The following is a 24,365-nucleotide window of genomic DNA, read 5'->3' as shown; positions in this document are numbered from 1 at the left end:
TGGGTTCTATTTCGTCTTCGAAACGAATTATCTCCCGACCGGCGGCCTCAGCCCATCATCACGCGAGCCTGGTTCGAAACCCTGATCGAGGAACCCGCGCTCCCCTCGGCTGAAAGCGCCAGGCCCGTGCTGCCCTGCAGGATCGGCGGATGCCCGCCGATGCGCACGCGCGTCGCCGATACCAGCCATTCGATCCTGATGCACGGCTGCTCCACATTGGCGCATCCCGAAACCGGAAAACCATCGCCGATCGTCGCGATCGGTGCGCCGTCCGCACGTACGCGCGCAGTCCCGCTCATGATCGATGCCCATCCGCCGTGCGGGCACATCAGGATCGCGCCGGTGGTGATTGCGGGACGGCTCATCAGATCACTTCCAGCGCGCCATTGTTGACCGACACATTGGGACCGACCAGCGTGATCGAGGCGCCCTTGCCATTCTGGATATGAATGCCGCTCTCGTTGACGACCAGCGACGCACCGCCGCTTCGCAGCGCGATGCCGCCCGCCGTCCCCGGCGCATCGCTGATCAGGAACGAGGCGCCTTGCGGCGTGACGACGGCCAGTCTGAAATCCGGGGACGAGGCGCCCGCCACCGGCATCTCGGCGGGGCCGCTCCAGAATCCGCCCGTCCAGATCGGGTAGTCGGGATCGCCGCGCTCGAACTCGACCCAGACCGATGCCCCTTCGGGCGGCAGCGCGATCATACCCGCATGCGGCCCGGCCACGGGCACGCATGGCATCGCCCAGCCCAGTATATCGACGCCGCCGACATCGGGCACCTGAACCTGCACCCGGCCCGATGCCAGCGGATCCATCGCGTTGATCACCACGCCCCTGAATTTGCCGAAATGCCGTTTCGTCTGGTCGTTCATTCTGGCTCTCCCTGTGATCCGGGGATCGGCATGGTTGACGCAAACGCGTCCGCCCGCAACGGTGATGCGATGAACGATCCCCGATCCCTCATGAACCGGCGCGACCTGCTCGGCCTTGGTGCGGCGGGCCTGCTATCCCTGGCAGCGACAAATGCCGCCGCCACCGACAACCGACGATCCCGGCTGATCCTGCTCGGCACGGCAGGCGGCCCCACGCCGAAGCCCAATCGCGCGGCCCCTTCGACCGCGATCGTCGTCGGCGACGCGACCTATATCGTCGATTGCGGCAATGGCGTCGCCCGCCAGCTCATCCTTGCCGGGCTCAGCCTCGACAGCATCCGATCGGTGTTCATCACCCATCACCATTCTGACCATAATGCCGATTACGGCAATCTGCTGATGCTCGCCTGGTCGACCACGCTGGCGAAGCCGGTCGACAGCTATGGCCCGCCGCCGCTCAAGCGGATGACGCGGCAGTTCCTGGCGCTCAACGATTATGATATCCGCACACGGATGGCGGACGAGGGGCGTACCTCACTGAAAAAGCTGATCGTGCCGCACGAGATCCGCGCCGACGGGCCGGTAATGCAGGACGACAATGTGCGCGTCACCGCGGCATTGGTGCCGCATCCACCAGTCAGCCCCGCCTTCGCCTATCGCTTCGACTGCCCCGATCGCTCGATCGTCATCTCGGGCGATACCGCGCCTTCGGCCAATCTGGTCGCACTGGCGAAGGGCGCGGATATCCTCGTCCATGAAGTGATGCACCTGCCCTCGCTCGAAGCGATGGCGGCGGGAGAACGCAATGCGAAGACATTGCTCGCTCACCTGCTCGCAAGCCATACCTCCACCGAACAGGTGGGCCGCATCGCGACCGAGGCCGGCGTCAAGACGCTGGTGCTCTCGCACTTCGTGCCCGGCGGCTATCCGCAGGTCGCCGAGGAAGTCTGGCGCGATGCGGTGCGCCCCTATTTCTCGGGCAACCTCGTCATCGGTCGCGATCTGATGGAACTTTGAGCGCGCGCGTCGCGATGAAGGTCGGCAAATAACGATCGATCAGGAAACGCGGATTGGGCTGCATGTCCTCGATAAAACCATCGACGACGAAACCGGCGGCGATCTGCCCGCCGATCTGATCGGCCAAGCTGTGCCCGAACACCAGCGCCTCGCCCCGCGCCAGCTTCGCGGCAAGCGCCCGTTCGTCCAGATCGCTGGAATCCGCATAGGGGATCTTGAAGCACGGGCGGATGACGCCCGCTTCGGCATGGCTCGGATCACGATCACCGACGAAGACGACGGGATTGTAGAAGCTCGACAGCAGACGGCCTCCCTCCGCCAGCACCCGGAAACATTCGCGCCAGACCGGCCGTACATCGGGAACATAGAGGTTCGAGATCGGATGGAAGACGATATCGAAAGCGCCGTCGCCGAAACGTGACAGATCGCGCATATCGCCCTGTATCGCGCTGAGCGACAGCCCATCGCGCGCCGCGACCATCCGATCCTGATCGAGCTGCCGTTCCGACGCATCGAACACCGTCACGTCCGCGCCGGCGGCGGCAAGGACCGGCGCCTGCTGCCCACCCGCCGACGCCAGGCACAGGATGCGCCGCCCGGCGACATCGCCGAGCCAGTCCCGCGGCAAGGGCGACGGCGTCAGACGGATCGACCATTCACCGCGGCGCGCGGCCGCGATCGTTTCGGTGCCGACGGGACGCGACCAGTCGCAATCCTGTGAGGCAAGGCGATCCCAGGCGGCACGGTTGTGCGCCGCGATATCGATGGAAGCTGATGGCATATGAGATGTTCCGTGTCCGATCTTCGCAGTTCAGCGAAGACGATATGATCAGGCAAGGCGATGCCCGGGCACAGAAACGGCGTTTGCGGCTGGCCGGGCGAGGCTTAACGGATCACGGGCGGACACTCCGGAGGAATCTTCGGATAGCCGCCGGCCAAGCCGAACTCAACGGGGTTGCATCCAACCCGCCTCCATCGGCATAGGCGGCGGCCCCGCAGCGACGCGCCGATCCGGAGACCTCATGCAAAGCTTCACCGCCGGCCCCGCGCTCGGGCTCGATTTCGGCACCACCAACAGCGTGGCTGCGATCGCCACGGGCGACGGCGGCACCGAACTGGTCACATTCGACGGACCGGAAGCCGATGGCGCGGTGTTCCGTTCCGCCCTGTGCTTCTGGCATGACGAGGATGTGCGCGGCGGACTGGCGGTCGAAGCCGGCCCCTGGGCGATCTCCGAATATCTCGCCTATCCGGAGGACAGCCGTTTCCTTCAGTCGTTCAAATCGGTCGCTGCCAGCGCGAATTTCGAAAGCGCGTCGGTGTTCGAGAAGCGCTATCGCTTCGAGGAGCTCGGCCGGCTGTTCCTCGACCGGTTCAGGGCGCATGCCGGTACGCGACTCAAGGAAAAGTCCGGCCGCGTCGTCGTCGGCCGCCCCATCGAATATGCCGGCGCAAGGCCCGATCCGGCGCTCGCCCGGCAGCGCTACGACGCGATGTTCGCTGAGTTCGGCGCGGAGATCCACTATGTCTACGAACCGCTGGCCGCCGCCTTCGGCCATGCATCGCGACTGACCGAGCCCGCGCGGCTGCTGGTCGCTGATTTCGGCGGCGGCACCAGCGATTTCTCGATCGTCCAGCTTGCCGAACCCGGCGCCGCCCGGCGCTGCGTGCCGCTGGGTCATGCCGGCATCGGCATCGCCGGCGACCGGTTCGACCAGCGCATCGTCGACCGGCTGATCCTGCCGATGCTCGGCAAGGGTGGATCCTATCAATCCTTCGGCAAGATCCTGGAGATCCCGCGCGGCTATTTCGCCGATTTCGCCGACTGGTCACGCCTGGCGCTGATGCGGAACCGCCGCACGCTCGACGAACTGCGCCGGCTCCAGCGCAGCGCGATCGATGGCGATGCGATCGGCCGGATGATCGCGGTGATCGAAAACGAGCTGGGCTATCCGCTCTACGATGCCGTCGGCCGGCTCAAACGGGCGCTGTCGACCGACGACACGGCGCATTTCCATTTTTCGGGCGCGGGGCTGGAGATCGACACCGATGTCGACCGCGCCGATTTCGAAAGCTGGATCGCCGAGGATGTCACGCAGATCGAGGCGACGCTCGATCGCGCGCTGGCGGCCGCGAACACGCGCGAAAGCGAGATCGACCGCGTCTTCCTGACCGGCGGTACCTCGCTCACCCCGATCGTCCGCGGCATCTTCACCCGCCGTTTCGGCGCCGATGCGATCATGAGCGGCGGTGAACTCACCTCGATCGCGCATGGCCTGGCGCTGATCGCGGCGGAGGAAGATCCCACCCCCTGGTCGGGCTAAGCTTGTCCGCCGTGGTGCATCAGGATGTTGAGCAGCCGGCCGAACGGATCGCGGACATAGAAGCGCCGCACGCCCCAGGGTTCGTCGGCCGGTCCATATTCGAAGGCGATGCCCGCCTGGCGCACCCGTTCGATCACCGCATCGATATCGTCGACCTCGATCGACAGATCGGGGACTGTGCTGCCCGATCCCCCTTCGCTGGCGAAGCTGATCTGCGCGCGACTCGACGCTTCGCCCGCATAGGTGCGGATCCAGCCATGATCCATCGCCAGCTCCAGCCCCAATATCCCGGCATAGAAAGCGTCCGCATGTGCGGGATCGCCGGTCGCGATATTGGCGACGATGCGTTTGACGGCCATTCCGCGACTCTCCTCAATGGCGACAAGGCCCGAGCGAGATGAGCCCGGTGCTGACCGATGTCCAGCGCGACCGCCCTTGACCGCCCCCCGCGTCGCTGCTCTTCATCAGCCGGCATCTCAAGGGAATCATCGATGTTCAAACTGCTGCTGCGCTGCTCGATCACGATCGCGCCCGTCGTTTTTTCCATGGCCGCCCATGCCCAGCAGGCCACTGCCCCGCGGGTTCGCCACGTCGGCACCGCGACGCTCGAGAATGTGCCCGCTATCCCTGCCGATGTGACGGCGGCGGTACAGCGCTACCAGAACAGCCGCGCCGCGCAGTTCGAGGATTGGCTGCCCGACGGCAGCATGCTGATCGCAACGCGGTTCGGCACCACCCAGCAATTGCACCACGTCAAGGCGCCGGGCGCGGACCGCACGCAGATCAGCTTCTACGCCGAGCCCGTCGCGAGCGCGGCGACCATCCCAGGCACTGACCGTTTCGTGCTGACGCGCGATACCGGCGGCGACGAATGGTTCCAGCTCTATGCCAAGGGCCTGACGGGCGAAGCGGCGCAACTGACCGAAGCTGGCACGCGCAACCAGTCGCCAGTGTTCAGTGCCGACGGCAAGCTGCTCGCCTGGGCACAGGCGACCAAGGGATCGGGCAGCTACGCGCTGCTCGCCACCGATCCCACCGCCCCGGCCGCACCACGCCTGCTCTATCGCGATCCGGGCAATGTCGGGCCGGAGGATATTTCGGCCGACAAGGCCAGCCTGCTCTTCTCACGCGGCATCTCCAATCGCGAGAGCCAGTTGTTCCTGCTCGACATCGCATCGGGCAAGGCGACCCGCATCGCGCCCAAGGCGGCGCCTGCACGTTACGAACAGGCGCGCTTCCTCCCCGGCGGCCGCAGCATCATCGCCATTTCGGACGGCAACAGCGATACGCGCCGGCTGGTCGAGATCGACATCGCCAGCGGCCGCGAGACATTGCTGACTCCCGATCTCAAATGGGACGTCGAAAGCTACGAGCTGAGCAAGGGCGGCCGCGTGCTCGCCTATGCGATCAACGAGGACGGTTTTTCGCGTGTCGTCGTGCAGGATCGGATCACGCGGCGCGCCCTGCCCCAGCCCGAACTGCCGCGCGGCGTGCTCACCGCGCTCAAATTCTCGCCCGATGGCGGCAAGCTGGCGATCGGCCTGACCAACGCGACGTCGGCGGGCGATGTCTGGAGCTGGGACGTGACGGGCGGCGAACTCGTTCGCTGGACCAATTCGGAACTGGGCGATCTCGATCCCGCGACCTTGTCCGAACCGACGCTGGTGCGCTTCAAATCCTTCGACGGCCTGTCGATCCCCGCTTTCGTTTATCGTCCGCGCAATGTTCCCGCCGGTACGAAAACGCCGGTGATCATGGATATCCATGGCGGCCCCGAAGCGCAGACCCGCCCGATCTGGAATTATGGCGCGCAATATTTCGCCAATGTGCTGGGCGCGACCGTGATCCTGCCCAATGTCCGCGGCAGCGACGGTTACGGCAAACGCTATCTCAATCTCGACAATGCCGAGAAGCGCGAAGACAGCGTCAAGGATATCGGCGCGCTGATCGACTGGATCGGCACCCAGCCCGATCTCGATGCGAAGCGCGTCGCAGTTTACGGCCAATCCTATGGCGGCTATATGTCGCTGGCGGTGATGACGCATTATTCGGACCGGCTGGTCGGCGGCGTCGAACGCTATGGGATCAGCGACTGGGTGTCGTTCCTGAACAATACCGAGGCCTATCGCCGCGACAATCGTCGCGCCGAATATGGCGACGAACGCGATCCGAAGATGCGCGACGTCTTCGCGCGGATCTCGCCCATGGCCAATGTCGGCAAGATCACCAAGCCGATGCTGGTGATGCAGGGCGCCAACGACCCGCGCGTGCCGAAGTCCGAGTCTGATCAGGTGGTCGCGAAGATCCGCGCCAACGGCATCGATGCCTGGTACGTCGTCTTCGCGGACGAAGGCCATGGCTTTCTGAAGAAGCATAATAACGACCTGCGCCGCGAGGTGGAGACGGTGTTCCTCAAGCGCCTGTTCGAGGCGAAGTGACGCTCGCCGACCAAATATCGGCGCTCGGCCTGGGCGATATCGAAGCGGTCGCAGCGCGGATCGCGCCCGATATCATCCGCACGCCGCTGCTGCCCTGGATGGGCGATGGCGGCGCGGATCGCGACCTGCGCCTGAAGCCCGAGAATCTGCAACCTTTCGGATCGTTCAAGGTGCGCGCCGGGCTCAATGCCGCTTATGTCGCGCGGCAGGGCGGCGGAGGGACGCTGGCAACCGCAAGCGCCGGCAATTTCGCGCAAGGCCTGGGCTTTGCCGCGCGGCGCTATGGGCTGCCGCTTCACGTCCATGTGCCCGACAGTGCGGCCAGGACCAAGCTCGCGATGCTCGAACGGCTGGGCGCCACCGTCCATGCCCATGACTTTGCCGAATGGTGGCGGATCATGGAAACCCGCGACGCGGGCATTGCGGACGCGACCTTCGTCCATCCCGTGAGCGAAGCGGCGGTGATCGCCGGTAATGCTGCAGTCGGACTGGAGATCGCGCAGGACTGGGCCGATGTCGATACGATCACCATCCCCTTCGGCGGCGGCGGACTCTCGACGGGCATCGCGCTGGCGCTGAAACTAATGGGCCGGCAGGTCGAGATCGTCGCCTGCGAGGTCGAAACCTCTGCGCCGCTGACCGCCGCCTTCGCGGTGGGCGAGCCCGTCGCGGTCGAGCGCACCGCCTCTTTCGTCGACGGCATCGGCTCGCTCCGCGTGCTCGGAGAGATGTGGCCGCTGATCGAGCGGTTCATCGATCGCACGGTGGTGGTCTCGATCGACGAATGCGCGACGGCGGTGCGGGAGACAGCGCTGCGCCATCGCCTGGTGGTGGAAGGCGCCGGTGCCGCCGCGATCGCCGCAGCGCTGCAGCCGGAATTCGCGGGAAGGAAGATCGTCGCGGTTGTTTCGGGCGGGAATATCGACCTGGGGACGCTGGGCGGGATGATCGGTTAAGACCCTTCTGCCTGTCATCCCCGCGCACGCGGGAATGACATAGGGAGCAATGCGCGATCTGGTTGGCAGACCCCAGCTTTCGCTGGGGTGACTCGCCGGGGGTTTACCGCTCCCCCGGCCGATATCGGCGCGCGATGTTCCCCGCCAGATCCTCCGGATAATAATAGACCGGCCGTAGCTTGCCATCGGCATAAAGCTGCGCCTGGTCGGCGAAATGCTTCGACGCTGGATCGCCGCTTTCGCCGCCGGCGCTCACCGCCCACGCCTTCAGCCTTGGCCCGAATTCGGCGACCGCGACGAAGCTGTTGCCGCGCGTGCCGTAATAGCGCTTCGTCCCAGGATAACGCATCGCCCCGAAGGCGGCGAGCGAGCCCCATTGCGCCGACGTGAAAGGCACGGCGATGCTGGGCTTGGTGTCGTCGAAAATCTGGACGATCGCGCCGTCATTGCGCTGATAGCGGTTGATCTCGCCCCAGGGCACGCGCCAGCCGCCGAAATCGGCGGTCAGCCGATCCGCCGCCTCGCGGAGCGACGCCAGCCGCTCGGCATCGGTCGCGCGTTCGTCGATATAATCCCACACCGTCATGTCGGCGGCCTTCGCCGCCGCCGAGGTCTTCGCCCAGAGGGCTTCGCCCCAGAACACCGCGAGCGAGGTCGGCGCGGAATCGAGCCCCCAGCGATAATCCCAGCCGCGCAGCAACTCGATCGGCCCTGCAAGCTTCGGATCCGGCTGCCGGTCGTACGCGGCGATCAACTTGGGCAGGAAGCGCGCGAAGGCGGTCAGATAGGGATCATAGGCCGCATCGATCAGCGTCTGCGGCGTGAAATCGCGCCGGGCGGCAAGCACCCGCTCGGCGTGGGGGCCGCGCGGATTCTCGCGCACCTGGTCCATATAGCGCGGGAAGGCCTCGGCCTTGGGGCTGTCCGCGCCCGCCGCCGTCCATGGCCAGTTGTTGGTGTTGAACACCCAGCCATTGCCGGGATTGACCGCCTGGGGCAGGCTCGACAGCGCATGCAACCCCTTCCAGTCGGTCGCGGGATCGCTGCCGTCGACGGGTTTGCGATAATCAAAGCGGTCGTCGCGGATCGGCACGAATTGCGGGTGGAGATAGGCGATCTCGCCCTTCGAATCCGCGAACAGCGTGTTGTTCGACGAATTCGCCTTGAGTTCAGCCACCTTCATGAAGCCGGCATAGTCATGCGCCTTGGTGCGCAGATAGCTTTGCTGGAGCGCGGCCACCGGCCGGTTCATCAGCGCGAAGGCGATCCATCTGCCGTCATCGGCCTTGCGCACGATCGGGCCATGATGCGTGGCATAGGTGGTGAAGCCGCGCTGCTTCATCGTTCCGTCCGCCGCACGGTAGGACAGAGTCACCGGACGCGTGATCAGTGGCCGCAATTGCTTGCCATAGCGATAGGCGCGGCTGCCATCGGGCTTTTCGACGATTGTCTCGGCGAACTCGTCGATATTGTCGATGCCGCTGGACGTGTGCATCCAGCCCGCCTTTTCGTTGAAGCCCTGATAGATGAAGAACTGCCCCCAGGTGGCGGCGCCATAGGCGTTGAGCCCCTCCCCACTCTTCATCTGCAGTTCGGAACGGAAGAAGAAGCTGGTATGCGGGTTGATCAGCAGCAGCGCCTTGCCGTCCTTGCTGTGGCTCGGCGCGATGGCGACGCCGTTCGATCCCTGCGGTTCGCGAAAGACCAGCCCGCGTTCGAGCGCGCTCATCCGGATCGGGCGATCCTCGTAAAATGCCTGGAGTTGGCTCAGCGGCACGCTCTCGATATCGCCGCCGATGCTGCCTTCCGAGAAAGACAGCGCCATCCATGGTTCGAAACGCGTGATCACGCGCGGGCAGGTTTCGGGATGCGTGGCGAGATAATGGTTGAGCCCGTCGGCCCAGGCGATCATCAGCGTCTTCAGCCATTGCGGGCTCCTGGCGTAATCCGCCTTGAGCACGTCATGGTCGAGAAACAGGCGCTGGCGCAGATCCTGCCAGATCGCGCTTTCCCCCTCCGCCTCGGCCAGCCGGCCGAGATTGACGAGATAATTGGTCTCGATCCGGTTGAAGTCGTCCTCAGCCTGCGCATAGATCATGCCGAACACCGCATCGGCGTCGGTCTTGCCCTCGACATGCGCGATACCCCAGGTGTCCCGGGTGATGGTAACGTCGCGCGGAGCCGCGCGCGAAACTGGAGCACCCGGTTGTCCGGCAATGCCGCACGCGGCCTGGGCCGGTGCCGCCAACGCAAGGACAGAGGCCACCGCAATCAGGCACCCGCTCGCATCCAGTCTCGTCATCACCGCCCCTCGTCAACCAGTCTTGTGCTGATGCTCATGCCGTCATCGCGGCACAAAGGACAAGGGCCGACATCTGATCACGCGCAGCTTCGGGTATTTTGAGGCAACGTGTCGCGAGAGGCGTATCGACAAACGCCATTGGTCGAAAATATGTGGGTGCCGATCGGCGGCGATGTCATAGCCGGCCCACGGATTTTCAATCCGTGGCGAGTAGAGATACCCGCGGATGGCCGGCGCGCAGACATCCCAGACTTTGCTGCGTCGGCCATCATCACCCAATCCGCACCCTTGTCAATATACTGGACCATTGAGTGCGGTGGGCTCAGGTCGTGCTATCGATCCGCGATCGAGGTACTCCGCCCTTCCGCGAACATCGCGACGAATTCGCCCGAGGGAATAGCGCGCGCATAATGATAGCCCTGCCCGACGTCGCACGACCATTCGCGCAACAGGGCTTCCTGCTCGCCAGTCTCGATCCCTTCCGCGATCACGTTCAGGCCCAGGCTGTGGCCGATCGTCACGACACCCTTCACGATCGCCGCGCTGTGCGGATCGGCGCCCAGATCCTGGACGAAGCTGCGATCGAGTTTGAGGCTCGTCAGCGGAAAATCCTTCAAGCTGCTGAGCGATGCGAAGCCTGTGCCGAAATCATCGAACGCGATGCCCACTCCGCGCGCATGGATTTCCCGCAACGGTTCCAGCATCCGGACATCATGGCGGAGCACGATGGTCTCCGTGATCTCCAGTTCCAGATCCCCCGGCACCAATCCGTGCCGAGCAAGGGCGTCGTCGATGACATCGACCAGCGTACCGGCGCGAAGCTGCGCCGCGAACAGGTTGACGCTGATCCTCAGCGCCGGAACCCCTGCCCGGCGCCATTGGGCGAGGCAGCGACATGCCTCATCGAGCACCCAGGATCCAACTTCGAAGGCGAGCGCATGGGTTTCGAGGACAGACAGGAAGGATTGCGGATAGAGCAGCCCACGCACCGGATGCCGCCAGCGCAGCAGCGCCTCCGCACCGATCAGCCGACGATCGGCAAGGCCGATCTGAGGCTGGAAATGGAGTTCGAACTGGCCTTCCGTAAAGGCATCGCGCAACTCGTCCTGGAAAGCGCGAGTTGCCGAGAGCTGTCGTTCCATGCCGGTATCGAACAGCCGATAGCGGCGCCCACCATCGTGTTTGGCACGAAACAAGGCAAGATCCGCGCGCACCACCAGTTCCTCGGCATCGCGGGCGTGAAGCGGCGCCAACGCGATACCAACGCTGCCGGACAGGTGAAGCTGGTGCCCGCAGACGTTGAAGGGGCGGCTGATCAGTTCGAGCAGCGCCTGCGCGCGCATGCCGATCCCGCACGGATCCTGCGTCTGGGACAGCAATATCGCGAACTCGTCGCCACCCAGCCTTGCCAGCGCTTCGTCGGCTGCGATCGATGCCGACAGGCGGAGCGCAAGCGCCTGCAACAGCGTGTCGCCCACCCTATGGCCCAATCCATCGTTGACGCCCTTGAAATCGTCCAGATCGACGACGAACACCGCCGCTGCTCCGGTTTTCTCGAGCTGATCCTCGATCCGCAGCCTGAAGCTGTTGCGATTGAGCAGGCCCGTCAGATCGTCATGCGTCGCAAGATGGTGAAGCCGTTCCTCACGCGCGCGCCGTTCCGATATGTCCTGCAACTGCGCGCCGATCCCGAGGCCAAGCGGCCCAACCCAGATCGACAGCGACATCTCGGCAGGGAATTCGGTGCCATCGCGGCGGATAGCGATCACTTCGATCGGCCGGCCTGCCATTTGCGAAGGCGCACCTGTCGCCACTCTCGCCATGCCTTCACGATGCGCGGCGCGGAATCGCTCCGGCACGATCAGTTCGATCGACCGCCCTTCGACTTCGGTGCTGTCATAACCGAACATCTTCTCCGCGCCGTGATTCCAGAAAGTGATGCGGCCGGCGGCATCGGTCGTGATCAGCGCCTGATAGGCGACACGCGCGAAGGGAATGAGGATATCGGCCACCCGATCGCGATTGCGGCAATCGATGCGCTGCGGGCGGGTGCCGATTGTTTCGGCTTTGGCGTCGAGCTGGGTCAATGGCACCTCTTTCAGGGGAGATTGCCGAATCAACGTTACGCAACTCTGAATAACGACCATTTTGGAAAGCGACTGTGCCGAACGATACGATTGGAATCGCCACACATCGCCCCGGTCGGGAGCCGTTCAGCTTCCATATCGTTATGTATCCATAACCGGGGCGATGCATGACGACACGGCGCGAAGCGATTGCTGGATTGGTCGGGATGGCGGCGCTGGCGCGGCTGGCCCCCTTGCACGCGGCAACCGGACGCGGAGAGCCCTTTTCCTGGGAACTGCTGCAGCGCCGCGCGCTCGCATTGCATCGCCAGGCATGGCGTCCGCCCGCCGATGCCGGCGCGCTGCTCGACAAGATGGGCTATGACGCCGCCAACGATGTCGAATACCGGCCGGACCGCACCTTATGGGGCGATGGTGGCGTCCGCTTCTTTCCACTGACCAGCACCGCACGCCATCCCGTCTCGATCGCGGTGGTCGAGAACGGCGTTGCCCGCCCCTTCGCCTATGATCCGGAATTGTATCGCCATCCGGCCGATCATCCGATGGCAGCGATCGGCCAGGGCGGCGGTTTTTCGGGTTTTCGCGTGATGAACCCCGGCGGACGCGGCGATTGGCTGGCGTTCCAGGGCGCGTCCTATTTCCGCGCCGCCGGGCCGCTCTCACAATATGGCCTGTCCGCACGCGGCCTGGCGGTGAACACCGGCACCAATGCGCCCGAAGAGTTCCCGGTCTTCACGCATGTCTGGCTGGAGCGCGGCCAGGACGGCGCCATCACCGTCTATGCATTGCTCGACGGGCCAAGCGTGGCCGGTGCCTATCGGATCGTCAGCGAGCGGCATGCGGGCGAGACCATCCAGTCGGTGAACTCCGTGCTGCATATGCGCCGATCGGTCGAACGCCTGGGCATCGCGCCGCTCACCAGCATGTATTGGTATGCCGAGGGAGATCGTGGATCGGCGCGCGACTGGAGGCCGGAAATCCATGACTCCGATGGTCTCGCGATCCGCACGGGCACGGGGGAACGGATCTGGCGGCCGCTCGCCAACCCGCCGCGCCCGCGCACCAGCAGCTTCGCCGATACCGGCCCAAAGGGCTTCGGGCTGATGCAGCGCGACCGCGATTTCGGTCATTATCAGGATGATGGTGTCTTCTACGAGAAGCGCCCGAGCCTGTGGATCGAGCCGCAGGGCAACTGGGGCAAGGGCGCGGTGACGCTCTACGAATTTCCGACCGACACCGAATATGCCGACAATATCGTGGCGTTCTGGACGCCCGAACGATCTCCCCGCGCCGGCGACCGGCTGGTTCACGACTATCGGATGCGCTGGATCGGCGGTGAACCCGAGCGGATGGCGGTCGCCCGCGCGGTCGCCTGCCGCATCGGCCAGGGCAATATCCCCGGCAAGCCGCCCTCGCCCGATATCGTCAAGTTCGTCGTCGACTTCGCGGGCGACCGGTTCGCCGGCCTCACCCATAAATCCCCGGTCGCGCCGCGCGCGAGCGTGAGCGGCGGCCGCGTGGTCAACCGGGGCTGCTATCCGGTGGACGGCCAGCCCAATCTTTGGCGGCTTATCCTGGATATCCAACGGGACGGCGGGCAGCCGCTGGACGTGCGCGCGATACTCGATATGCAAAATCAGTCACTTACAGAGACTTGGCTCTATCTGCTTGGGTGAAGTGTTGGAAAAACGGGGCAGTTTTACGGAACGCCCCACCCGCCCGACAGTTTTGAGCCGACATCGTCCCTTCCCTCAGGAAAGGGACGAATTGCCATAAAGAACAACCCAACAGGTCGCACATTGCCGGACGGTTCCACACACCCACGCTTGCCGGCAGATATGCTGGCGCCCATCCAGCCGGCGGGCGTGGCCGGAGAGTTGCCCGCCGAAGCCCCGATCGAAATGCCCATCCAGTCATTCCGGGAGCCCCCCCGCCCCGGCCGCCGGGTGGTGTCCACGCCCGACGACATGATCGAGCGACGGATCCTGGTGGTCGTCGCCACCCTCGCGCTCGGCATGTTCGCAGCAACCGAGATGATGCGCCCGCTCGCCGGGCTCAGACTGCCGGGCCTGCTCGACGGCGCGCTGTTCCTGCTCACGCTCAGCCTGTTCTGCTGGATCGCGCTGGGTTTCGTGAACGCCGTGATCGGTTTCTGCGTGCTGCTGGCGGGGCGCGCCCAACCGCATCTATCGACATGGCCGGCCGCCATCCCGCGCCGCCGGACCGCGGTGCTCATTCCCGTTTATCACGAGGATATGGGGCCGATCGCGGCGCGCGTGCGGACCATGGCCGAAACGCTGACCGAAGCCGGCGTCACGCGCCAGTTCGACATCTTCCTGCTCAGCGATTCGGGCGCGGATGCGGCCGAGGCCGAACATGCCGCCTATCTCGCGCTGCGCGATGCCTGCCCCCTGCCCGTCTATTACCGGCGGCGATCGCACAATATCGCGCGCAAGCCCGGGAATATCGCCGAATGGGTCCGCCGCTTCGGCGGCGCTTACGACTATATGGTCGTGCTGGATGCCGACAGCCTGATGCGCGGCGAGGTGATGGCACGGCTGGCTGGCGTGATGGACCGCAGCCCCGGCATCGCGCTGATCCAGACCGTGCCGAGCGTCGTCGGCGGTCGCACGATCTTCGCACGCTGGCAGCAATTCGCCGCCGCCGCTTATGGCCCGATTTCGACGGCCGGGCTGGTCTGGTGGTCGGGCGCGGAGGCCACTTTCTGGGGGCATAACGCGATCATCCGCGTCAAGGCGTTCGCGGAAAGCTGCGGCCTGCCCGAACTGCGCGGACGCGAGCCGTTCGGCGGACATATCATGAGCCACGACATGGTCGAGGCGGGCCTGCTGCGCCGGCGCGGCTGGGCGGTCCATATGGTCTCTATCGAGGGAAGCCATGAGGAATTCCCGCCGACACTGAACGACCATGCGGTGCGGGACCGGCGCTGGTGCCAGGGCAATCTCCAGCATATCCGTCTGCTCGGCGCTGCCGGTTTCCACTGGCTCAACCGGCTGCAATTGCTGATGGGCGCTTCCGCCTATCTCGCGTCACCGCTCTGGCTGATGCTGGCGCTGGTGACATTGCTCCAGGGCGTCGGCCTGGTCGATGCATCATCCTTCGCACCATCGCTCTGGCCGATCATCCTGACGCTTTCGCTGCTGTTCGGCCCCAAGCTGCTGTCGCTGGCCTGGATCGTCATTGATCGCGAACAGCGCGACAAGCTGGGCGGCATGCGAAACGTGCTGCGCAGCATGGGACTGGAAGTGCCGCTCGCGATGCTGGTCGCGCCGGTCACCATGATCAGCCAGACGATCGCGGTGTTCGACATATTATGCGGCAAGCCGAGCGGCTGGCGGCCGCAGCGCCGCGACGCGCACGGCATTCCATTGCGCCAGGCAATCGCCGATTATCGCTATCATGTCGGTATCGGCCTGACCTTCCTGGTCATGATCCTGGTCGCTGGCGGCTCCACGCCCTGGCTGCTGCCGATCGTCTTCAGCCTGTTGCTCGCGCCCGTCACCGCGTCGCTCACCGCGCGCGCCGACTGGGGCGAACGGCTTGCAATGCGCGGCGTGCTTGCCGTGGACGAAGACGCGCCCGCCCTGCCCGTCTCGAACGATCTGGTCGAGATCGGAACCTTGCGCGCCGCGACCGATGGCGACCGCATCACCCTATCCGCACCGCCCCCCTTGCGATAAGGCTGCGCCCCGAACGGGAAATCGGGGGCGGCCATCATGGGATCGACGGGGACGGGCGGAATTTCGCGGCGGGACATGCTGCACGGCGCCACGCTGGCGCCGCTCGCCCTGAGCGCGGCGCCAGCATTGTCTTCGCCACTGGTTCAGGCCAACAAGCCCGGCTTCACCCCCGCCGGACTGCGCCGGCAATTACTGCTTTCACCCGATATCCGTTATTTCAACGCCGCCAATATCGGGCCGAGCTTTCGCAAGGTCGCGGAAGCGCAGGCGCGTGGAACCGCCGCCTTTCAGGACAACCCGTCGCGCGAGTTCCGAGAACGCTATCCCCTGATCGCGGACCGGCTGCGCGCCCGGCTGGCGGCGCGGATCGGCGCCAGGACCGAAGAGATCGCGCTTGTCCGCAACGCGAGCGAGGCGAACAGCGTCGCGGTGCTGGGTCTCGACCTGAAGCGTGGTGACCGCGTCGTGCTGACCGCGCACAACCATCAATCGACGCTCGATACCTGGCGGCTGCGCGCACGGCGCGAGGGGCTGGAACTGGTTGTGCTGCCCGTGCCCGTCAACGCGGCCTCTCCGCAGCAGATCGTCGATGCGTTCGCCGCGGCGATCACGCCGGGAACGCGCGCCGTGTTTCTGTCGCATATCACCAACGTCACCGGCCTTGCCTATCCCATTGCCGACATCGCCGCCCTGGCGCGCCAGCATGGTGCCTGGCTTCATGTCGACGGTGCCCAGACCTTTGGCTGGCTGCGCCTCGACATGGCGGCGCTCGGCGTCGACTCCTATTCGGCGAGCACGCATAAATGGCTGCTCGGCCCGCTGGAAGGTGGCGTGCTCTATGTGAAGCGCGAGCGGCAAGCGGAACTCAGTCCGTTGATGCTGAGTCATGGCTATTGGCTGACCGATCCGAAGAATCTGGAAACCGCGCAAAAATACGAGATTCTCGGCCAGCGCGACGATCCCAAGCTGGAGGCCATCGAAGCCGCGCTCGATATGATGGACGGGATCGGCGAAACCATGATCGAAGGCGGCGTGCGCCATGCCGCCAGGACAATGCGGACGGCCTTGTCGCGCGTGCCCGGTGCCAGGATCGTCGGCGCGGCGCATCCCGACCTGTCCGGCCCCGTGATCACCGTCGCCTTTCCGGGCAAGGATGTCGCAGCCATCCGCGCCCGGCTGTGGAGCGCCGCGAAGATCGCCACCGCGCAGAACGAAGCCGATGGCCAGCCGCTCATCCGCTTCTCTCCACATCTCTACAATAGCGAGGACGAGATCGCGCTCGTGGCGGACATGCTTGCCCGTGGCTGAAGATCAGCCCTGACCCGCCAGCAGCGCGCGCGCCTGATCGTGGAACTCGCGCGCCAGCCGCGAAGGCTGGGAGAGCGCGGAGGTGACGAAGGCATATTCGTGCATGATCGGTGGCGTGAACGCGCGTGCGACGAGCGGATCGCGCAGATAGCTGTGCGCCAGCCGTTCGTTGACGATCGCGATCCCGACACCCCGCGCCGCCAGCGCACAGGCGGAGCCATGGGTATGGGTTTCGATCGCGACGCGTGGACGCAGCCGATATCCGGCAAAGGCCTTGTCCACCTGCACGCGCCACTGTCGCCCCGATCCAAGCAGGATCAGCGGTTGATCCGCCAGCAGTTCGGGCGTCAGCGTGGCGTGGCACGCCAGCGGATGATCGGCGGCGAGCACGCAGACCGAGCCATTGGCCATCAGCGGTTCGCAGCGCAGATCGCTGTCGTCGACGGGCAGCTTCATGAAGCCGCAATCGACGACGCGCGTGGCGATCATCGCCTTGGCGGTTTCGGTCGTCCGCGAATCCAGGCTGAAACGCACGCCGGGAAAACGTTCAAGAAAGGCGGCGACGATCTCGGGCAACAGCCCCTCCGCGAAGCTGGGCGGCGCCACCACGCGCAGCTCGCCGACCGCCGATGTCGCAATATCGCTGACAAGGCTGTCGACACGGCGCAGGCCCGCCAGCGCCAGTTCCACCTCCTCGGCGAGCGCCAGCCCGTCCTTGGTGGCGATCAGCCGGCCGCGATCGCGATAGAAAAGCTCGAAGCCGACATTCGCCTCGAGCTGCGCGATGATCCGGCTGACCGCCGGCTGGGTCATGCCGAGATTGCGGCCGGCGACGGTGGCCGACCCCGTCCGGATCACCTCCGCGAAGGTGCCAAGCGCCCGCACGCCCAATGAAGCGGCCGAGCGCCGTGCCGCCGTCATGACATCAACTCAGGGAATGACGGGCAGCACCACATGGGACGGGTGCTCTCGATCGACATGGATGCGGTTGCGCGCCACTTGCGGCGGCGCGCCGGGCAGGCGCCAGTCGCTGTTCGGGTTGACGTCGAAATGCGGGAAATTGCTGCTCGATACCTCGATCCGGATGCGATGGCCGGCAAGGAAGAGATTGCTCGTCGGGAAGGTCGGGATGGTGAGCATATAGACACTGCCGGGCTCCATCGGCTCGGGTGTTTCGAAGCCATTGCGGAATCGCGCGCGCAGGATGCCATGCGCCAGGTTCATCGCATAGCCCTGCGGATAATCCGCGCTTGGCGGATGGACATCGACCAGCTTGATCGTGAAATCGGTATCGACCGCCGAGGAAGCGACATGAAGATGCGCGACGACGCTGCCGGTCAGTTCGACATCGGCATCGAGCGGCGGCGTTTCGAACACCAGCACATCCGCCCGATCGCCCAGCGCCCGGCCCGGTTTCGTCGCGCCATAAAGTTCGTAGGTCTCGCGCTGGTCATAGGCGCCGGCGAACATCAAGGGCGCACCCGACGCGATCGCGCCACCAATCGTCGGCACCGGATCGGCCGGATCGAAATCATAAGCGAGCGGTGGTGCGCCGCTTTCCGGTGCTGCCGGCCTCAACGCGCCGTCCCCGTGCAGATGAAGCGTCGTCGGCACGGTGCGCGCGATCGGCCATGATTGTTCGTCACGCCAATGCCCGCCATGATCGAGCCGCCCATCGGCATTGCGCCGTCCGCTACCGCCGCCCATCACGAAGATCCGCACCGGCGTAGGCAAAGGTTCGGCAACGTCGCGGCCGCGCAGATGGCGGTCGAACCAGTCCCGGCGAAGCGTGAAATAATCGGTGCCGACATGGCCGTCGAGCGTCGCTTCCGGCCCGAAATCGACGTCGCCGGCATGGGTCACCGATCGCTGGCCGTGCGTCCAGGGGCCGAGCACCAGCTTCACCGGGCCGCGCTTGATCGGCGCCAGCCCCATGAAATTGTCGATCGCGGTCTGCGAATAGGGATCGTACCAGCTCGCCATATGGACCATCGGCACATCGGCGTAGCGGTCATAATAGCCGCGCGCATAGATGCCGATCTGCTTCCAGAAATCAGTGAGCCGGTCGTTGTCCCATTGCTCGAGGATGAAGGCTTCATATTCCGGCGCGGCGGCGAGCGGCGAATAGCCGCAGCGCCAGCGCCGGCGTGTCCAGGTGCCGATATCCTCCGCCTCCAGCGCGGCGCGGCGCACGGGGTCCGCTTCGCTCTCCGGCGCGAGCAATGCGTGCTTGCGTGCCCAGGTGAGTTGTTTCAACTCGAACGCCCCGCCCTGGCGCGCACCGCCATGATAGGCGCTCGAAAAACCGCCGGAATCGAGGAACATCGCCACCAGTCCCGGCGGATCGAGGCAGGCGAGCGCGCTCTGCACATGCGCGCCGTAGGAAAGCCCCATCGTGCCGACGCGCCCGTCGCACCATGGTTGTTTGAGCAGCCAGGCGAGCGTGTCCGCGCCATCCTCCGCCTCGTTCAGATATTTGGTGAACACGCCTTCGGAGCCGTACCGCCCCCGGCAATCCTGGAGGACAAAGGCATAGCCGACCTCGGCGAACCAGCGGGCGATCTCCGGCTTGCTGCGCAACCGGGGCTCGTCGCGCGTGAAATCTCCATGGTTCGATCCCCGCTTGTCATAAGGGGTGCGCTCCATCAGCACGGGCAGCCGATCCCCCTCCCTCCAGTCGGGCGGCAGATAGATGTCGGTGGCCAGCCGCACGCCATCGCGCATCGGCACCATTGCATCGGAAATCACATTCATTGCGATGCCACCAGGCTGTAGCGCGCGGGGGCATCGGGACCGACGGGCAGGTCGAGCGTTACCCAGCCCGCCACCAGCACCAGTCCGGTCAGCCCGATCACGATCGAGAAGGGCAGCATCATCGCGATCAGCGATCCGACACCGAAGCCCTTCACCCAGCGCTGGCACATCACCAGAACCAGCACGAAATTGGACGCGACCGGCGTCACGATATTGAAGATCGAATCCCCCATCCGGTAGGCGGCGGTCGTCATTTCGGGGGACACGCCGAGCAGCATCAGCATCGGCACCGCGATCGGCGCCATCACGCTCCACTTGGCGCTGGCCGAACCGATCAGCAGATCGAAGACCGACGACATCAGCAGCAGCACGATCAGCAGCAGCGGCACCGGCAGGGCCATTCCGCGCAGCAATTCAGCGCCCTTGATCGCCATCACCGGCCCCAGACCGGACCATGCGAAGAGCGCGACGAAGTGCGCCGCGAAAAAGACGATGACGATATAAGGGGCCAGATCGCGCATCCCCTGCCCCATCATCGCCACCACGTCGCGGTGCGACGCGATCGTGCCGGCCGCCGCGCCATAGGCCCAGCCGCATGCCAGGAAGAGCAGGAAGAAGGCCGCGATCAGCGCGCCGTAGAAGGGCGTGAGCCGTGCCGCGCCCCTGGCCGTATCGTCGATCAAGGGATGGAACCCGGGCGTCAGCGTGAGCGCGGCGAACAGCGCCACCACCACCAGCGCCGCCAGGCCGGCCCGGCGCAATCCCCGGCGCTGCGGCACATGCAGTTCACCCACCGGCGCCGCGAGCCCGGCATCGGGGCCATCGGCCTGCCAGCGCGCCAGGCGCGGCTCGACGATGCGATCGCAGACGAACCAGACGATCGGCAGCACGATCAGGCCCAGCGCGGCAGTGAACCACCAGTTACCGAGCGGATTGAGGACATGGCCGGGCGCGATCAGGTGCGCCGCCGCCTGGGTGATGCCCAGGATCAGCACGTCGAACTGGCCGGGCAGGACATTGCCGGCAAAGGCGCCCGAAATGCCGGCATAGGCCGCCGCGATCCCGGCGAGGGGATGGCGGCCGGCCTCCGCATAGACGATCGCCGCCAGGGGGATCAGCACTACGTAGGGCGCGTCCCCGGCATGGTGCGACATCAACCCGACAAAATAGGTGCAGGGCGTCAGCCAGCGCACCGGCAGGTTGCGTACCGCGCGGCCGATCAGCACGGTGAACAGCCCCGCCCGCTCCGCCACCGCCGCGCCGAGCATCACCACGAGCACGAAACCGAGCGGCGGGAAGGCCGCGAGCGTCTTCGGCATCTCCACCAGCAGCTTGCGCAGATTGTCCGCCGAAAACAGGCTCTCGACCGCGATCCTCTCACCCGTCGCCGGATTGATCGCGCTCCAGCCCGCCGCCGCCGCGATGGCGGAGGCCACCATCACCAGCCCGATCAATGCAACGAAGATAAAGGCCGGATCGGGCAAGGCATTGCCCAGCCGTTCCACGCGATCGAGCCAGCTTCGCCGCCCGACCGCCGGTTGATCGTCCATGCGCCTGTCTCCGCCCGCCCCGGTCGATCCTACATCTTCACCGAGAAACGGGCGTAGAGGAACCGGCCGCGCGCATCATAGGTGTAGATATCGTAGTTGATCGGCGCATTGGCATAGGATGCGGGCGGCGCACGATCGAACAGGTTGTTGACGCCGATGCCAAAACGAGCGCGCCCGTCCTCGACATCAAAGCCCATTTCCGCGTCGATATAGGTGACGGCGCTGGTGCGCGCGCTCTTGACACTGTTCACGATATCGGTGGTCTTGCCGATATAGCGCGCGCGCAGCACCGCATCGACTGCATCGCCCGCCCAGCTGAGCGACGCCTGCCCCTTCCAGCGCGGATAGGTCGAGCGTGGCTGGTCGCCCTTGCCCGCGCGATCGTCGATGATCGTAGCCCCCGTCGCCGGATCGGGCGAGACGGTGCGGAAGGATCCGAGATAGGATGCGTCAAGCACCGCGCCGAACTTGCCGATATCGGTGCGGAAGTCATAGCGCAGCGTCGCATCGACACCGTCGGTGCTGATCGAATTGAGGTTCTGCGCGCCTTGGAGCAGTTCCAGGATCGCACCGGTGCTCGCATCGCGCTTCACCAGATCGCAGAATACGCCGGACCGGAGCGCACAGAGCTGCAGGATTTGCGTCGCGGACTGGGCGGCGATCGCGTTCTTGATCTTGATCTTGTAGTAATCGACGGTCAGCGACAGGCCGGAAAGCGGCGTCACCGCCACGCCGACGCTGATGCTGTCCGACGTCTCGGGCTTGAGCGTCGTATTGCCGCTGATCACGCCAGGAATTAGCCCGTTGAGATTATAGTTGATCTGATTGTAGCCCGCCGGAACGCCCGCGCAGCCGGGCTTGCCCGCATTGGCGGCCGAACCGCCATTGCAGGGATCGGTGCCCTGGAAGCTGGTCTGGCGCGCACCCTGATAGAGTTCGAGGATCGAGGGCGCCCGGAAACCCTGCGCATAGGTGCCACGGATCAGCAGCCCGTCGAACGGACGATAGCCCGCGCCCGCCTTGAACGTCGCCTTGCCACCGACCGTCGAATAATCGGAATAGCGGCCGGCCAAGCTGAGATCGAGCGCCTTGCCGAGCGCCGAATCCTTGAGCAGCGGGATCGACAACTCGCCATAAACTTCGTGCAGGTCGTAGCTACCCGAGGTCGCCGTACGCGTCTGCGCCGTCGTCTTGGTGTAGAGCGACGCGTTCAGATAGGTCGGCGCGGCGTTGGCGATCGGGTCGGGATTGTCGACGCCCTTGTTGCGCCGATATTCGTAACCGACGGCCAGAGCAACATCGCCCGCCGGCAGCGCGAACAGGCTGCCCGTGGCGTTGACCGAGGCATTCCAAAGCTCGGTATAGTTGGATTCGCGCGTTGTGAAGCGGATGAACGCCGCCTGCTGCTCCGTCATCGGACCGAACAGGTTGACGGGCACGCAGCCGGCCACCGCCGCGCAGGCGGCGGGACTACCGAGCCCCAGGAACAGATTGTCGTAGTTGATGCCGTTGAGCGCGATCGAGTTGATCTTGTTCTTGGCATAGCTGCCGAACATGTCCCAGTTCCAGCGATTGCCGAACAGCTCGAACCCGCCATCGAGCCCGCCGGCGATGCGGATCGTCTCGACATCCTGGCGATTGTCGCGATTGCCGACGTCGCTCATCACCTTGCGGATACGGAACGCCGAATTGGCGGCGAAGGCGAGCGCGTTCGCCACGGGCACGCCATTGGCGGTGCCGAACGGATTATAGGCGTGGTTGTTGGGGATCGAGAAACCCCGCACCGTGCCCGCCGTACCACCGATGTCGAGCAGCACCGGCGAGAAGAGCTGGTTGGATTTGCGGCGGTTGTACAGCCCTTCGACATGGAAATTGATGTCGTCGGTCACTTCGTAACCGAAGCGGCCATAGATGCCATAGCGCTCCGACGGGCCGGTCGAATAGATGCCCTGCGCCTGGGTATTGTAGAAATCGCCGGGCAGCGACGCGACGTGATAGCTGTTGTCGGCCAGATTGCCCGCGCCATAGCCGGCACCGCCATTGAAGGCGATCGGACTGGCGCTGCTGCCGAAGCCGGCGGCGGTGCCGAAATAGCCGCTATTGGCAAGGCCGGGCAGGATGAACAGGCCGTTGGGGCTCGTCCCCGGCGCCGTCACCGGCACCAGCGACAGCGTCGTCAGATCGCGCGCGCTCGTCAGGATCGGCTGCGACTTGAAATAACTGCCCGACAGGATGAACGAGGCGCGGCCCACGCGCTTCCCGACATTGAGGATCGCGGTATATTCCTCGCCATCGCCCTTGTCGGTGGTCGCCGCACGGATCGAGCCGCGAATGCCGTCAAATGGCTGGATCGTCTTGATGTTGACGACGCCCGCAATGGCGTCGGCGCCATAGATGGCGGACGCACCATCCTTCAGCACTTCGACGCCATCGATCATGCCCATCGGGATGGTGTTGAGGTCGACGAAGTCGCGGAAACCGCGTTGGCCCACCGCATCCACCCAGCGATGGCCGTTCACCAGCACCAGCACGCGATTGCCGCTGCCTTCGCCGCCACCCAGATAGCGGAGGTTGATCGACGCCGCGCCATAGGAGGTGCCCTGGGTGCCGTTGGAGTTGAGGCTGACGCCGGCCGAGGGCAGGCGCTGCAGCAACTCGCCCGGCGACGCGGTGCCCGATTTCGAGATGTCGTCGGCGGTCAGGGTCAGCAGCGGGCCGACGGTTTCGGCATCGCGGCGCTGGATGCGCGAGCCGGTGACGACGATATCGACGGGGTCCTCCGCCGCCTCTTCCACCGGTGCCGGATCGGCCGCCTGGGCAAAGGCCGGTGTCGCGATCGCCAACGCGATCAGGCTGCTGCCGATCAGCGCGCCACCCATCCGTGCCGCACGCGACCGCGCCCAAAGCCAATCCGTCATTTTTCCCTCCATCCCCGATTCGGCCTATTGGCTTAACGATCCGGCGCCACGGCGAAATCTGATGACGGCTTTTCATCTGCTCATATCAGATCGGGCATGACCTTGCCCGCATTCGGCGCGATTGGATATGCCCGTT

At 65.3% G+C, this 24,365-nt stretch carries 17 protein-coding genes; 7 read left to right on the top strand and 10 right to left on the bottom strand.

Features of this window, described 5'->3' with window-relative positions; translation table 11 throughout:
• Window positions 1-47: 47 nt before the first annotated feature.
• Window positions 48-365, bottom strand: a complete 318-nt coding sequence (locus ACODTA_RS01665; RefSeq protein ID WP_489064067.1) for a hypothetical protein — start codon at window positions 363-365, stop codon at window positions 48-50.
• Window positions 365-874 (bottom strand): phage baseplate assembly protein V, encoded by a 510-nt coding sequence (locus ACODTA_RS01660; protein ID WP_489064066.1) that lies wholly within the window; start codon window positions 872-874, stop codon window positions 365-367. The genes ACODTA_RS01665 and ACODTA_RS01660 overlap by 1 nt, the downstream gene beginning before the upstream one ends.
• A 69-nt stretch (window positions 875-943) precedes the next feature.
• Here ACODTA_RS01660 and ACODTA_RS01655 point away from each other — a divergent pair, with 69 nt between their 5' ends.
• Window positions 944-1,891, top strand: a complete 948-nt coding sequence (locus tag ACODTA_RS01655; protein WP_489064065.1) for an MBL fold metallo-hydrolase — start codon at window positions 944-946, stop codon at window positions 1,889-1,891.
• Here ACODTA_RS01655 and ACODTA_RS01650 read toward each other — a convergent pair.
• Window positions 1,863-2,672, bottom strand: a complete 810-nt coding sequence (locus ACODTA_RS01650; protein WP_489064064.1) for a class I SAM-dependent methyltransferase — start codon at window positions 2,670-2,672, stop codon at window positions 1,863-1,865. The genes ACODTA_RS01655 and ACODTA_RS01650 overlap by 29 nt on opposite strands.
• 241 nt (window positions 2,673-2,913) lie before the next feature.
• On the opposite strand from ACODTA_RS01650, the gene ACODTA_RS01645 reads away from it, so the two are divergent.
• Window positions 2,914-4,215, top strand: coding sequence for an Hsp70 family protein (locus tag ACODTA_RS01645; RefSeq protein ID WP_489064063.1), 1,302 nt, complete (start codon window positions 2,914-2,916; stop codon window positions 4,213-4,215).
• On the opposite strand, the gene ACODTA_RS01640 is transcribed toward ACODTA_RS01645, so the two are convergent.
• On the bottom strand, window positions 4,212-4,574 hold the full coding sequence (locus ACODTA_RS01640) for a VOC family protein (protein ID WP_489064062.1): 363 nt from the start codon (window positions 4,572-4,574) through the stop codon (window positions 4,212-4,214). The two genes, ACODTA_RS01645 and ACODTA_RS01640, sit on opposite strands and share 4 nt — an antisense overlap.
• 132 nt (window positions 4,575-4,706) lie before the next feature.
• Here ACODTA_RS01640 and ACODTA_RS01635 point away from each other — a divergent pair, with 132 nt between their 5' ends.
• A complete protein-coding gene (locus tag ACODTA_RS01635) occupies window positions 4,707-6,653 on the top strand; it encodes a prolyl oligopeptidase family serine peptidase (protein ID WP_489064061.1) in 1,947 nt (648 codons plus the stop codon).
• Complete coding sequence (locus tag ACODTA_RS01630; RefSeq protein ID WP_489064060.1) at window positions 6,650-7,609, top strand: threonine ammonia-lyase; 960 nt, start codon at window positions 6,650-6,652, stop codon at window positions 7,607-7,609. Before ACODTA_RS01635 ends, ACODTA_RS01630 begins: the two co-directional genes overlap by 4 nt.
• Window positions 7,610-7,712: 103 nt before the next feature.
• Here the strand turns inward: ACODTA_RS01630 and ACODTA_RS01625 are convergent, their stop codons facing one another.
• On the bottom strand, window positions 7,713-9,911 hold the full coding sequence (locus ACODTA_RS01625) for a penicillin acylase family protein (protein WP_489064059.1): 2,199 nt from the start codon (window positions 9,909-9,911) through the stop codon (window positions 7,713-7,715).
• Window positions 9,912-10,243: 332 nt separating this feature from the next.
• The gene (locus tag ACODTA_RS01620) at window positions 10,244-11,998 is read right to left on the bottom strand and encodes a putative bifunctional diguanylate cyclase/phosphodiesterase (protein WP_489064058.1); all 1,755 of its coding nucleotides are present in this window, start codon (window positions 11,996-11,998) and stop codon (window positions 10,244-10,246) included.
• Between the two features lie 167 nt (window positions 11,999-12,165).
• Here ACODTA_RS01620 and ACODTA_RS01615 point away from each other — a divergent pair, with 167 nt between their 5' ends.
• The 3 genes from ACODTA_RS01615 to ACODTA_RS01605 all read left to right on the top strand — a co-directional run bounded on the left by ACODTA_RS01615 (window position 12,166) and on the right by ACODTA_RS01605 (window position 17,007).
• Window positions 12,166-13,674, top strand: coding sequence for an OpgD/OpgG family glucan biosynthesis protein (locus tag ACODTA_RS01615; RefSeq protein ID WP_489064057.1), 1,509 nt, complete (start codon window positions 12,166-12,168; stop codon window positions 13,672-13,674).
• A 162-nt stretch (window positions 13,675-13,836) separates the two neighbouring features.
• A complete protein-coding gene (mdoH, locus tag ACODTA_RS01610; protein ID WP_489064056.1) occupies window positions 13,837-15,699 on the top strand; it encodes a glucans biosynthesis glucosyltransferase MdoH in 1,863 nt (620 codons plus the stop codon).
• 75 nt (window positions 15,700-15,774) lie between these two features.
• Window positions 15,775-17,007, top strand: coding sequence for an aminotransferase class V-fold PLP-dependent enzyme (locus ACODTA_RS01605; RefSeq protein WP_489064055.1), 1,233 nt, complete (start codon window positions 15,775-15,777; stop codon window positions 17,005-17,007).
• A 3-nt stretch (window positions 17,008-17,010) separates the two neighbouring features.
• Here the strand turns inward: ACODTA_RS01605 and ACODTA_RS01600 are convergent, their stop codons facing one another.
• The 4 genes from ACODTA_RS01600 to ACODTA_RS01585 are packed head-to-tail and all read right to left on the bottom strand — an operon-like array spanning window position 17,011 to window position 24,229.
• The gene (locus ACODTA_RS01600) at window positions 17,011-17,928 is read right to left on the bottom strand and encodes a LysR family transcriptional regulator (RefSeq protein WP_489064054.1); all 918 of its coding nucleotides are present in this window, start codon (window positions 17,926-17,928) and stop codon (window positions 17,011-17,013) included.
• 9 nt (window positions 17,929-17,937) lie between these two features.
• Window positions 17,938-19,755 (bottom strand): CocE/NonD family hydrolase, encoded by a 1,818-nt coding sequence (locus ACODTA_RS01595; protein WP_489064053.1) that lies wholly within the window; start codon window positions 19,753-19,755, stop codon window positions 17,938-17,940.
• 2 nt (window positions 19,756-19,757) lie between these two features.
• Window positions 19,758-21,311 carry an AbgT family transporter gene (locus tag ACODTA_RS01590; protein WP_489064052.1) on the bottom strand — a complete coding sequence of 518 codons (1,554 nt, stop codon included), beginning with the start codon at window positions 21,309-21,311 and terminating at the stop codon, window positions 19,758-19,760.
• Window positions 21,312-21,340: 29 nt separating this feature from the next.
• Window positions 21,341-24,229 carry a TonB-dependent receptor gene (locus ACODTA_RS01585; RefSeq protein ID WP_489064051.1) on the bottom strand — a complete coding sequence of 963 codons (2,889 nt, stop codon included), beginning with the start codon at window positions 24,227-24,229 and terminating at the stop codon, window positions 21,341-21,343.
• Between the last annotated feature and the right edge of the window lie 136 nt (window positions 24,230-24,365).

Source organism: Sphingomonas sp. FG14 (assembly GCF_057809675.1).
The sequence above is the reverse complement of the archived record's forward strand: the minus strand, read 5'-3'. Positions and strand labels throughout refer to the sequence as shown.